We start from the raw sequence: 12,211 nt of genomic DNA on the forward strand, positions 1-12,211 counted from the left end.
TTTTTGTCCGTTAAGAAAGTGTGGGCAGTATAGCTTGATCCTTAGACTGCTAACAGTAGTGAACCTGCGTTTAACTGGCTTTCATGCCATAATGCGCGTCCGTTCCAGAAAAAAGTTTGCCCCGATGTCATTCACCCTGCGCCCATACCAACAAGAGGCGGTTGACGCCACGCTCAACCACTTTCGTCGCCATGCTACGCCGGCGGTGATTGTGCTGCCGACCGGCGCGGGAAAGAGTCTGGTGATTGCTGAACTGGCGCGGTTAGCGCGTGGACGAGTATTGGTGCTGGCCCACGTTAAAGAGTTGGTGGAGCAGAATCACAGTAAATATCAGGCGTATGGCCTGCAAGCCGACATCTTCGCCGCCGGTTTGCAGCGCAAGCAGAGCGAAAGCAAAGTGGTGTTTGGCAGCGTGCAGTCGGTGGCACGCAATCTTGATCGCTTCGACAGCGCCTTTTCGCTGGTGATCGTCGATGAGTGTCACCGCATCAGCGATAACGAAGAGAGCCAGTATCAGCTGCTGTTCACTCACCTGCGGCAACATAATCCGCAGCTGCGCCTGTTGGGTTTAACCGCTACGCCCTTCCGTCTCGGCAAAGGCTGGATTTACCAGTTCCACTATCACGGCATGGTGCGCGGTGATGAGAAAGCACTGTTCCGCGACTGCATTTATGAGCTGCCGCTGCGCTATATGATCAAACACGGCTTTCTGGTGCCGCCGGAGCGCTTAGACATGCCGGTGGTGCAGTACGATTTCAGCCGCCTAATCCCGCAGAATAATGGGCTGTTTAGCGAAGCCGAACTCAACCGCGAGCTGAAACAACAGCATCGCGTCACGCCGCATATTATCCGGCAGATTGTTGAGTTTGCTGAAGATCGACGCGGCGTGATGGTGTTTGCTTCTACCGTGGAACATGCCCGTGAAATTCTCACGCTGCTGCCCGAAAACAGCGCGCTGGTCTCGGCGGAAACGGCGGTGAAAGATCGCGACCGCTTGATTGCTGAATTTAAAGCGCAGCAGCTGAAGTTCCTCGTCAACGTCGCCGTCCTGACCACCGGCTTTGACGCGCCCCACGTTGATTTGATCGCCATTCTGCGCCCTACCGAATCCGTCAGCCTCTATCAGCAGATTGTCGGTCGCGGTTTGCGCCTGTCGCCCGGCAAAACCGATTGTCTGGTGCTGGATTACGCTGGAAATCCACACGATCTTTTCACCCCCGAAGTTGGCGCACCGAAAGGTGCCAGCGACAATCAGCCGGTGCAGGTGTTCTGTCCCGCCTGTGGTTTCGCCAATACCTTTTGGGGCAAAACCACCGAAGATGGACACATCATCGAGCATTTTGGTCGCCGCTGTCAGGGCGTGCTGGAAGATGATGAAGGCGAGCGCGAACAGTGTGATTACCGCTTCCGCTTTAAAAGCTGCCCGGATTGTGGCGCCGAGAATGACATCGCCGCGCGGCGCTGCAATCAATGCGACAAAATTCTGGTCGACCCGGATGACATGCTGAAAGCTGAGCTGAAACTGAAAGATGCGCGCGTATTGCGCTGTTCTGGCATGACGCTGGAGCAAGGACGCGATGACAAAGGTGAATGGCTGAAAGCCACCTATTTCGATGAAGATGGCACCAGCGTCAGCGAGCGTTTTCGCCTGCAAACGCCAGCGCAACGTAAAGCCTTTGAGCAGCTGTTTATGCGTCCGCATCAGCGCGCGCCAGGCGTGGAACTCGGCTGGCAAACCGCAGCGGATGTGATCGCCTTACAGCCTTTATTACGCCATCCGGACTTTGTGGTGGCGCGCGCAAAAGGACATTTCTGGCAGATCCGCGAAAAAATGTTTGATTATCAGGGCCGTTATCGCCGCGCCAATGAGCTGCGATAAGCGGCGGAATCATTTGCCCCTGCGGCATCATTGGGGCTATAATGCCGCCCGCTTTTGCATCCGTAAAAGCAGTTTGAATAACCGTCCTGTTGCTGGGTCGCCTGTAGCAGGAACTATTGAAGAGACATCAAATGTTCACTATTAACGCTGAAGTACGTAAAGACCAGGGTAAGGGTGCGAGCCGCCGCCTGCGTGTAGCAAACAAATTCCCAGCCATCATCTATGGCGGAAATGAAGCACCAGTTGCTATCGAACTGGACCACGACGCTGTGATGAACGTGCAAGTTAAAGCTGAGTTCTACAGCGAAGTGCTGACCATCGCTGTTGATGGTAAAGAAATCAAAGTTAAAGCTCAGGCGGTACAGCGTCATCCGTTCAAGCCAAAACTGTTCCACATCGACTTCGTTCGCGCTTAATCGCTGAATGAGTTGAAAAAAAACGCCGCATATGCGGCGTTTTTTTATGGCTGAAATTTATTTACTGCTGGTCCGACGTTGCAACTGATCGCGCAGATTCGGTGGCGTGCCTTTGATGGTCAACGTGTCGGTGGTGGGATCCCAGAAGATGCGCTCGCCAAGCAGCATGGCGTCAAAGTTCAGGGTTAAGCCACCGCCGCTACCAGCGAACTTGGTCAACTGGCGCAAGGTGCTGCGATCCGCCGGGAAGGTCTCTTCCAGCTCGTACCCCTGCTCCTGAGTAAACGCCTGGAAGGTTTTTTCACCCAGCGGCGGTAATTCGCTAGAGAGATCGTGCAGCGCAATTTCTTCGCCGGCCTGCAGCTGATCGTTGCAGTAAGTGTAAACCTGCTGACGATAGTTCTGACGCTCGTTTTTATCGAGATCCGATTCGGCGCAATAATCATCAACCGCTTGCAGCAGACCACGGTTTTGCGCTTTGGTATCCAGACCAACGCTGGCACCGAGGAAATCCATAAAGAAATCCGCCACTTTACGGCCTACGCGCCCGCGCAGGAAGGTGAGATAACGGGTGGATTCCGGGTTGGTTTCCCACTCGGTGAGATCGATACGCGCCACGATATCCGCATGATTGATATCGAGATAATGCGTGCTGCTGATATCCAGCTGTTCATTCACGCGCATGCTCGACTGGCTGTTGAGAACCGCAATCAGCAAATATTCGACGGCCAGATAGCGATAGTGCAGGAAAAGCACCACGCCGCCTTCCGCAAAAGGATATTTACCCAGCTCATCACGCAGACGTCCGGTTGCCGCACGGCTAAATGCCAGAAAGTCATCTTCCCCTTTGCGGCAGTTACGCAACGCATCGGCCAATTCGCTCTCCTCGTTAAACAGGCCGTAGGCTTTGCTTTTGGCGCTGTAAACCCGATGCAGCTCTTCTGCCATCTCTTCAACCGCGCGGTTCGCGGGCAGCAAAGTGTCGCGCAGTACCAGTTCCAGCTGGTTTTCATCACGTTTAACTAACTGATGCAGGGCAATCTGGTCGATATCCAGACTCATGGTAGACTCTCCTTTTAGCTCAGGCGCGTATTCAAACACCGCCCGCAGCCGCTTTCAACTACCAGCACAAACTGATCGCTCTGCTTGCGATAAAATTGCGGAAAAAAGTGCGTTGTTACGGTAATATACCGCCTTTTCACCCTTGATTAGACGACGATATGCCACAATCATCCCGTTACAGTGACGAACGCGTGGAAAAGCTCCTCGCAGAGATGGCGCAGATTCTTGAAAAAGACAAAGCGCCAACCGACCTTTCCCTGATGGTATTGGGTAACATGGTAACTAACTTGATCAATACCAGCGTTTCACCGGCTCAACGCCGCACTCTGGCACGATCTTTCGCGGATGCCTTGCAGTCATCCGTACGCGACGATAACGCTCATTAATATGCAGATTTGACCTCATAATATGGTAACCAACCGGCAGCGCTACCGCGAAAAAGTCTCCCAGATGATCAGCTGGGGGCATTGGTTTGCCCTGTTTAATATTATCTTCGCGTTTATATTAGGCAGCCGCTACCTGTTGGTCGCCGACTGGCCCGCGTCGCTCGCGGGACGTATCTATGCCTTTACCAGCTGGATCGGTCATTTCAGTTTCATTGTCTTCGCGGGCTATCTGCTGATCATTTTCCCGCTCACCTTTGTGGTGATGTCACAGCGATTGCTCAGGGTGCTGTCGGCGATTATCGCCACCGCCGGGCTGACGCTGATCATGGTCGATAGCGCGGTCTTCAGCCGCTTCCACTTGCACCTCAATCCGGTGGTGTGGGAGCTGGTGATTAACCCCGATCAAAGCGAGATGGCGCGTGACTGGCAGCTGATGTTTATTAGCGTGCCACTGATTTTCCTCGTCGAAATGCTGTTTGCGACCTGGAGCTGGCAAAAGCTGCGTAGCCTTAATCGGCGTTCGTTCGGTAAGCCGCTGGCCGCACTGTTTATCAGCGCCTTCTTCGCTAGCCATCTGCTGTATATCTGGGCCGATGCCAACTTCTACCGCCCGATTACCATGCAGCGCGCCAATCTGCCGCTCTCCTATCCAATGACCGCACGTCGCTTCCTTGAGCGTCACGGTTTGCTGGATGCGCAAGAGTACCAGCGCCGTCTGGTGCAACAGGGCGATCCGGAAGCGTTGTCAGTGCAGTATCCGCTGAGTGACATTACCTTCCGCGATGGCGGTACGCGCCACAATCTGCTGGTGCTGACCGTTGATGGCCTGAACAACGCCACGGTGGAGAAAGCGCTGCCGTCGCTCCATCAATTCGCCAGCGAAAACGTGCGCTTCACCCAACATTACAGCGCGGGACTGCAGCCGGAAAAAGGGTTGTTTGGCCTGTTCTACGGCATCTCTTCCAGCTATATGGATGGCGTCTTAGCATCGCGCACGCCTTCCGCCCTGCTCAATGCGCTGAATGCGCAAGGTTATCAGTTTGGCTTGTTCTCATCGGACGGCTTTAGCCAACCGCTGTATCGTCAGGCTTTATTAGCAGACTATTCGCTGCCGCAGGCCGATACCCAGCCGAATAGCACCACGGTGACGCAGTGGCAAAACTGGCTCAACGGCCAGAGAGCAAACAGCGCACCATGGTTCTCGTGGATTGCCCTGAACGGTGTCACGGTTAATGGCGACAACCTGAAGGCGCGCCAGCGCAGCTATACGCGTCAGGCAAGCGGTGTCGATGAGCAGATTAATGCGGTGTTGCAAACCTTGCAGGATCGCGATTTGCTGAAAAACACCGTGGTGGTGATTACGGCGCAGCGTGCGGTCAATCTGGATAGCAACGATGACAATCCAGGTAATCGTGCGACCCTGCAGGTGCCGCTGGTGGTGCATTGGCCGAACACGCCCGCGCAAACCATCGATCGCCTGACCGATCAACAGGATGTGATGACCACGCTTATGCAGCGTCTGCTGCACGTGCGCACCAACCCCGCCAACTTCTCGCAGGGTGAAGATCTGTTTGCCGCGCAACGCAGCCACGATTGGGTGGCGAGCAGCGAAGATGGCAAACTGGTGGTGACCACGCCAACCGTGACGCTGGTGCTGAATAACAACGGCAGCTACAGCGCTTACGATGCGCAGGGTAACAAGCTAAAAGATCATAAACCGCAGTTGGCGCTGCTGCTGCAGGTATTAACGGAAGAGAAGCGATTCGTCGCAAACTGATTAATTATGAGGCAGTTAAATGCTGCTCATATTGCAATCGTGCGCGGAAACAGTAATATTCTTCCACGTTCGGCACGTAGCGCAGCCTGGTAGCGCACGGTCATGGGGTGTCCGGGGTCGGAGGTTCAAATCCTCTCGTGCCGACCAAAATCCCAAAAAAAGCAGCCTAATTGGCTGCTTTTTTATTGCCTGAGATCCGGTCTAAACGATTCGATTTCCGTGCTGATCAATCACCTTATCGCCGTCCTCTTTGATGAACGCTCCCTGCTGCACATCGGGAAGAATATCAAGCACGACTTCAGAAGGCCTACATAAGCGCGTTCCCAACGGAGATACGACGATTGGGCGATTAATCAGGATGGGATAGTTCAACATCGCCTCGATTAGCTGCTCATCACTAAAATGCTCTTCGGCCAAACCCAGTTGCTCAAAAGGTTCGACATTTTTGCGCAGCAATGAACGCACACTGATACCCATCGCACTGATCAATGCTTTGAGCTTTTCACGACTGGGCGGCGTTTCAAGATAGAGAATAATGGTCGGCTCAACGCCGCTATTGCGAATTAACGCCAGCGTGTTGCGCGATGTACCGCAGGCAGGATTGTGGTAAATGGTAATGTCGGTCATGGTTGCTCTCATCTTAATGGGATAACGTCAGGCGCAAGGCCAACGCACTCAGGGTGAACAGCAGCACGGGCAAGGTCATCACGATCCCCACGCGGAAGTAATAACCCCAGCTAATTTTGATGTTCTTCTGATCGAGCACATGCAGCCATAGCAAGGTGGCGAGACTACCAATCGGCGTGATTTTGGGTCCGAGATCGCAGCCAATGACATTGGCATAAATCATCGCTTCCTTTATCACGCCCTGCGCGGTGCTGGCATCTATCGACAATGCACCAATCAACACCGTCGGCATATTGTTCATCACTGAAGAAAGCAGCGCCGTCACCAAACCGGTCCCCAAGGTAGCGGCCCATAAACCCTGGCTGGCAAAGTAGTTGAGCAAGTAAGTAAGATGTTGCGTCAGCCCGGCATTTTTAAGGCCATAAACCACCAGATACATGCCCAGCGAGAAAATCACGATCTGCCATGGCGCGCCGCGTAACACTTTACCGGTGTTAATTGCATGACCTCTTTTGGCAACGATAAAGAGAATTGACGCGCCCAATGCGGCGATAGCACTAACCGGAATACCCAGCGGCTCCAGCAGGAAAAAACCTACTAATAGCAGCAACAGCACCAGCCAACCGGCTTTGAAGGTTGCGGGATCTTTGATGGCTTCTGCTGGCAGTTTAAGACGTGAAACCTCATAGCTGTCGGGAATATCTTTGCGGAAGAAAAGGTGCAGCACCACCAGCGTCGCGATGATGGCGGCAATATCAACCGGAACCATCACCGCCGCGTAATCGTTGAATCCCAGTTTGAAGAAATCTGCGGAAACAATGTTGACCAGGTTGGATACGATCAGCGGCAAACTCGCGGTATCGGCGATAAATCCAGCTGCCATGACAAAAGCCAGCGTTGCGCCTTTACTGAAGCCCAGCGCCAGCAGCATGGCGATAACGATCGGCGTTAATATCAGAGCCGCACCGTCATTGGCGAAAAGCGCAGCAACACACGCACCGAGCAACACGATATAGGTGAACAGCAGCCGCCCTCGCCCACTTCCCCAGCACGCGACATGCAAAGCACACCACTCAAAAAAACCGGATTCGTCCAGCAACAAGCTGATGATAATGACGGCGATAAAAGCCGCCGTAGCATTCCAGACGATATGCCAGACAGCGGGAATATCGTTTAACTGGATAACGCCGGTCACCAGCGCAAGTAAAGCCCCTATCGTTGCCGTCCAGCCAATGCTCAGGCCGCGCGGCTGCCAGATGACAAATACGATGGTCAAAACAAATATTGCGCCTGCCAGAAACATCGTGCCTCCAATAAATTCGAATAATCGAATGTGTTTAATGATTATTCACAACCCGCAGCGGCGGCGTTCTTCAGCGACTCACGCACTTCCTCACGTTGGCTATTCCAGGCCGCATCGATAATTGATGCAGCCCAGGCCGGCATATGCGGAGAAAGACGATAGTGAATCCACTTGCCTTCACGTCGATCCAGAATCAGCTCCGCATCGCGCAACAAGGCAATGTGGCGTGAAATCTTTGGCTGTGATTGTTGGGTGACGGTGCAGAGATCGCAGACACACAACTCTCCGGCCTCTCGCAATAATAAAACGATCGTCGTACGCGTTTCGTCGGCAAGCAGTTTGAAAAGTTGAACAGGAAGCATCGATTTGGGTTCCAGTGAAAATTTAATACATATGTTAATTCATATATGTTAGAAGTAAAGGCAGAATTTAAAACCTGGAGATTTTCATATGACCTCATTTCCTGCCCTGGTGACTGAACACTTTGATCCTTCCATTGCCGAACAGATCGGTAAATCTGAGCTGCCACCGAGATTTCTCGTTCTTTACGGTTCGGTACGTGAGCGCTCGTTTAGCCGATTCTCGGCAGAAGAAGCCGCTCGCTTGCTGACCAGAATGGGAGCTGAGGTGAAAATATTTAACCCGTCGGGTTTGCCGCTGCCTGATGATGCGCCTGAAACGCATGCAAAAGTGCAGGAGCTGCGAAGTTTGGTGAGGTGGTGCGATGGCATGGTTTGGAGCTCGCCAGAACGTCACGGCGCGATGAGCAGCATCCTGAAAGCGCAGATTGACTGGATTCCGCTGACTGAAGGCGCCATCCGTCCTTCGCAGGGAAAAACCCTGGCAGTGATGCAGGTGTGTGGCGGTTCCCAATCATTCAATGCCGTCAATCAGATGCGCGTGCTAGGTCGATGGATGCGGATGTTCACCATTCCTAATCAGTCATCGATTGCAAAGGCGTGGCAGGAATTTGATGAAGAAGGTCGGATGAAACCCTCGGCGTACTATGATCGAATTGTTGATGTGGTTGAGGAGTTGTTCAAAATCACACTCATCCTAAAAGGTCACGCTGACTATCTCGCGGATCGCTATAGCGAACGTAAGGAGAATCACCAACAACTCACAGCGCGCGTTAATCAGGCGAAGATTTAAGGATGACGGGCTGATCGTGCCTGAACTGCCAAGCATTATCAGATTATCGCCAGAAGATGAATGATTATTAGCTTCTAATCAGTAACTTACCGAAAACAACCCAACCCGAGCCAGATCACATTTCTGGATAAATATGACAGCACTTCATCAAACTGAAACAAAACTGTCACAGAATTCTCTTACTCTTAGGTCTCTTGTTTTTTCGATGGAAACCATTATGGTCATCAAAGCAAAAAACCTGCAGGATGCGGAAGAACTCCTGCACTCGGGTATCAATAAAGTTGAACTGGCTTACGATATCGGCAGCGACGATTTCTTCCGTCTCGCCTCGCGCTGGTGCGATCGCGGTGCGCGCATCACCAAAGGCCATCAGCACTTCGTGGTGCAGATTAAAGGAATGGCGATTCCGCCAAACAACTAAAAGTAGGCGAGCCCCTTTGGCTTGCTCTCCATCCGGCTGGCTGGTAAAACTACGTTTTCCGTCAGCCGTGATTTTTTATGTTCGCCTCTCAAACGCCGCTTGTTCTGCCCTCTTCCCCGTTTATCCGCGCTGCTGGCATGTCGCTGGATGTCTTACCGATCGCCTGGTGTGAATTTGATCAACAACACTGGCATGCCGAGCTGCATCAGGCGTGGCAATTGCCGCTACCCGCGTCGCTACAGAGCGCGGTGACCAAACGCAAAGCCGAGCATCTGGCGAGTCGTTGGCTGGTGCAGCAAAACCTTGCGCACTTCGGCTTACCGCATTTTGTATTGTGTAATGCGCCCGATCGTTCACCGCTGTGGCCCGCCGGCATTCAGGCGTCGCTGTCGCACACGCACAGCGTTGCAGTGATGGCTGCGACGCGCGAACCACTGTGCATTGGCGTGGACGTTGAGCAGATAATGGCGGAGGAAACCGCTGATGAAACTGCTGAGATGTTGATGAACACGGCGGAAAAGCAGCGTCTGCTGGCGCAACCTTTGCCCTTTGCCCAGGCTGCTACGTTGCTGTTTTCACTGAAAGAGAGTGTTTACAAAGCGCTTTGGCCGCAGTTGCATCAGCTGATGGATTTTCTTCAGGCGGAAGTCGTAGAGCTGGACGTGCAGCAAGGCCGCGCAACGCTGCGCTTGTGTCGGGATTTTGATGGGCATTTCACCACGAAAGTATTGCTGGAGGCGCGTTTCTGGCTGGCTGGAAACCGTGTGATTACGCTGCTGACGCATCCGCTACCGACAAAATAAAAAACCGGCTCAGAAATAAACCCGAGCCGGTGACAACACAAGACGACAGAAAAGTGTTCCAGGGACGCAGAAACGAGGATTTCTGCTGAGAGTTACTTTATCCACTCCGCAACACCTTGCCCAATAAGGGTTTTCGCTAAGCTTTCCCGGCTGGCGTTAATGGCCGGTATCGGTACGTTGCACCGCATCCAGCGTTGCCATATCGCGTTCGTTGCCGGTCAACTCACTCAGCTGACCTTCGCGCATCTCCAGCAAGCGATCGGCATGGATAAAGTAGTGATCGTCGTGGCTAATGGCGAACACCGTTTTGCCCGATTCCTGTAACCACGGCAGCAGCTCACGATAGAAGATGCGACGGAAATGCGGATCCTGATCCGCCGCCCATTCGTCGAGCAGCAGGATGTCGCGCTCTTCGGCAGCCGCCAGCAGCAGCGCCAGTCGTTTGCTCTGCCCTTTCGACAGTTGCAGATTGAGCACCTTGTTGCCTTCCAGCTTGAGCTTGTCCTGCATCTTCAGACGCTCCAGCCACTGCTGCACCAGCGCAGGATTGGCCGGTTGCCCCTGGTCGCCGATTAAGCGATCAAACAGATGTACGTCAGTAAACACCGCCGAGAAATGTTTGCGATAGGCATCGAGGTTTTGCCAGTCAACCACTTTGCCGTCCAGCAGTAAGCTGCCCGATTGCGGTTGATACAGGCCAGTGAGCAGCATCGCCAGCGTCGATTTTCCGCTGCCGTTGCCGCCAATCAGGAACACCAACTCGCCGCGACGCAGCGTCAAATTGATCGGCCCAACCTGGAATCCGTGCTCGCCGTAGTGGAAGCAGACGTCGCGCAGTTCCAGCGTTTGCCATTCGCTGACTTTTGGCAGCGCCTTGAAGGTTTCTTCATACGGTGCCAGTTCGAAGGTGTTGAGTTTGCGGAAGGCAACCTGCGCACTGAGCAGCGTCGGCAAGGCGCCAACCGCCGCCAGCAGCGGCGTGCGCAGGAACAGCAGCGTCAGCGAATAGGTTGCCGCCACCGCCGTGTTGGCCCAGCCCAATCCGTTCGCCATAAAGAACACGATGCCAATCGCGCCCAGCATCATGATATTCGACCAGTTCACCGCGCTGAGATGGAAGGTATCGGCGCGCACGATGTGGTGGCGATAGCTTTTGGCATTTTCCTGATAAACGCTGTCGTAAATCAGCTGCGCACGTTCGCGGTTGAGCTGCAGCTCTTTGCGCCCTTCAATAATGGTCTGGAAATCGCGATACAAGTCATCTTCAATCTCCCGCAGCTTAGCCATGTGCTGATAAACCCGTGATACCAGCAACCAACCGCCAACCAGCGTCACCACCAGCCACAGGCAGGTGATCAGCAGCATTTTCGGTGAAAGCCAGGCGAGATAAAGCGCCGAACCCAGCGTAATAATGATGCCCTGAATCAGCTCGGGTAAACGCACGAAGGCGATGGTGATGGCGCGCACATCGCTGGTGAGGCCGGCCAGCAACTGAGCATTGCCGATCTGTTCGATGCGCTCCACGCGCGTGTCGAGGATCCGTTTGATGAATTCGCCACGCAGCCGCCAGACAAAGTGGTGGCCGAGCATGGTCAACGCCAGCTGTGAGCCGAGCGTCACCGCCATCAGCAGGAACAGTTGGCCAAGGAAACTTGGCAGCACCGAAATCGAGGTATTCACCGCGACGATCAGCTCATTATTGATATAGGCAATCAGGCCGATACCGAGCACGGCACTTAACAACGTGAGAAGAATAACGCCAATAAAAGGCCAGCGGTACTGGCGAAAAACGACTTGCAGCAATGCCATTAAAGGGTTCCAGCGGTCAATAAAGCAGCCTGCAGTTTAATGTCGGCTTGGCTGATAGCAAGAATAATTCTCATCTCAAATTTGCCTGAGTAAAATGTTTCTCGCCGCTCGTTTGGTAGCGGCTCGATTTATTGCGCATTGCTTGTCTGATATGAAAGTGTTTTGATTTAAATCTGGTGCGGGCGCTGTCACATCTGCTGCGTCACGGGCCGTCCTCGCTCCGCTAACGCGGTGCCTTCGGCTTCCACGTCGTGCCAACGGACCGTTCGCGGATCGGCCGTCCAGGCCGGCCCCGAACTGCCTCACGCATCCATGCGCGAGGCTCCTGGCCCAACGTAAAAGCCTCAGCGCTGCGAATGGCCCTTTTGCCGCAGCAAACGTGCCAGCGACTCTGGAAAATGTGCCCTTTTCAATAACACGCACTGAAGCTTAGAAGCAGGCCGGGGCCACTTTTGGACAGGCAATCCGCAGCGCTGAACGAAGCGAGGAAGCCAGGAGAGCCCGCAGGACGCGGGCGAAAGGCGGAGCCGGGACATGGAAGTCCCGTCTCCGCCGGTCCGTCAGGCAAACGAGCGA

At 53.8% G+C, this 12,211-nt stretch carries 12 protein-coding genes and 1 tRNA gene; 8 read left to right on the plus strand and 5 right to left on the minus strand.

Annotated features, from left to right (window positions below; all coding sequences use genetic code 11):
- Positions 1–124 precede the first annotated feature (124 nt).
- Together NR302_RS12770 and rplY are read left to right on the plus strand one after the other, a co-directional pair.
- Positions 125–1,879 carry a DEAD/DEAH box helicase gene (locus tag NR302_RS12770; RefSeq protein ID WP_258143649.1) on the plus strand — a complete coding sequence of 585 codons (1,755 nt, stop codon included), beginning with the start codon at positions 125–127 and terminating at the stop codon, positions 1,877–1,879.
- 131 nt (positions 1,880–2,010) lie between these two features.
- Positions 2,011–2,295, plus strand: coding sequence for a 50S ribosomal protein L25 (gene rplY, locus NR302_RS12775; RefSeq protein WP_008105033.1), 285 nt, complete (start codon positions 2,011–2,013; stop codon positions 2,293–2,295).
- Positions 2,296–2,352: 57 nt separating this feature from the next.
- Here rplY and yejK read toward each other — a convergent pair whose 3' ends face one another.
- Entirely contained in the window at positions 2,353–3,357 is a 1,005-nt protein-coding gene (yejK, locus tag NR302_RS12780; RefSeq protein WP_258143650.1) for a nucleoid-associated protein YejK, read from the minus strand.
- Positions 3,358–3,515: 158 nt separating this feature from the next.
- Between yejK and NR302_RS12785 the strand changes: the two genes are divergently transcribed.
- The 3 genes from NR302_RS12785 to NR302_RS12795 all read left to right on the plus strand — a co-directional run bounded on the left by NR302_RS12785 (position 3,516) and on the right by NR302_RS12795 (position 5,667).
- Entirely contained in the window at positions 3,516–3,743 is a 228-nt protein-coding gene (locus NR302_RS12785) for a YejL family protein (protein WP_036648480.1), read from the plus strand.
- 22 nt (positions 3,744–3,765) lie between these two features.
- The gene (gene yejM / locus NR302_RS12790) at positions 3,766–5,520 is read left to right on the plus strand and encodes an LPS biosynthesis-modulating metalloenzyme YejM (RefSeq protein WP_154155872.1); all 1,755 of its coding nucleotides are present in this window, start codon (positions 3,766–3,768) and stop codon (positions 5,518–5,520) included.
- A 70-nt stretch (positions 5,521–5,590) separates the two neighbouring features.
- A tRNA-Pro gene (locus tag NR302_RS12795) sits at positions 5,591–5,667 on the plus strand.
- A 54-nt stretch (positions 5,668–5,721) separates the two neighbouring features.
- Here NR302_RS12795 and arsC read toward each other — a convergent pair.
- Genes arsC through NR302_RS12810 form a run of 3 tightly spaced genes read right to left on the minus strand, consistent with a single transcriptional unit; the run spans position 5,722 to position 7,812 of the window.
- Entirely contained in the window at positions 5,722–6,147 is a 426-nt protein-coding gene (gene arsC, locus NR302_RS12800; RefSeq protein ID WP_258143651.1) for a glutaredoxin-dependent arsenate reductase, read from the minus strand.
- A gap of 13 nt (positions 6,148–6,160) precedes the next feature.
- Entirely contained in the window at positions 6,161–7,450 is a 1,290-nt protein-coding gene (locus tag NR302_RS12805; protein WP_258143652.1) for an arsenic transporter, read from the minus strand.
- Between the two features lie 41 nt (positions 7,451–7,491).
- Complete coding sequence (locus tag NR302_RS12810) at positions 7,492–7,812, minus strand: metalloregulator ArsR/SmtB family transcription factor (RefSeq protein ID WP_258143653.1); 321 nt, start codon at positions 7,810–7,812, stop codon at positions 7,492–7,494.
- Between the two features lie 88 nt (positions 7,813–7,900).
- Here NR302_RS12810 and arsH point away from each other — a divergent pair, with 88 nt between their 5' ends.
- The 3 genes from arsH (at position 7,901) to NR302_RS12825 (ending at position 9,826) form a co-directional block, all read left to right on the plus strand.
- Positions 7,901–8,602 (plus strand): arsenical resistance protein ArsH, encoded by a 702-nt coding sequence (gene arsH / locus NR302_RS12815; RefSeq protein ID WP_258143654.1) that lies wholly within the window; start codon positions 7,901–7,903, stop codon positions 8,600–8,602.
- Between the two features lie 217 nt (positions 8,603–8,819).
- The gene (locus tag NR302_RS12820; protein WP_008105079.1) at positions 8,820–9,023 is read left to right on the plus strand and encodes a hypothetical protein; all 204 of its coding nucleotides are present in this window, start codon (positions 8,820–8,822) and stop codon (positions 9,021–9,023) included.
- Between the two features lie 77 nt (positions 9,024–9,100).
- Positions 9,101–9,826: a 4'-phosphopantetheinyl transferase gene (locus NR302_RS12825; protein WP_258143655.1), complete on the plus strand. Its 726-nt coding sequence runs from the start codon at positions 9,101–9,103 to the stop codon at positions 9,824–9,826.
- 156 nt (positions 9,827–9,982) lie between these two features.
- Here the strand turns inward: NR302_RS12825 and NR302_RS12830 are convergent, their stop codons facing one another.
- The gene (locus tag NR302_RS12830) at positions 9,983–11,635 is read right to left on the minus strand and encodes a multidrug ABC transporter permease/ATP-binding protein (protein WP_008105082.1); all 1,653 of its coding nucleotides are present in this window, start codon (positions 11,633–11,635) and stop codon (positions 9,983–9,985) included.
- Between the last annotated feature and the right edge of the window lie 576 nt (positions 11,636–12,211).

Source organism: Pantoea sp. SOD02, from assembly GCF_024707505.1.
Classification (GTDB): Bacteria; Pseudomonadota; Gammaproteobacteria; order Enterobacterales; family Enterobacteriaceae; genus Pantoea; species Pantoea symbiotica.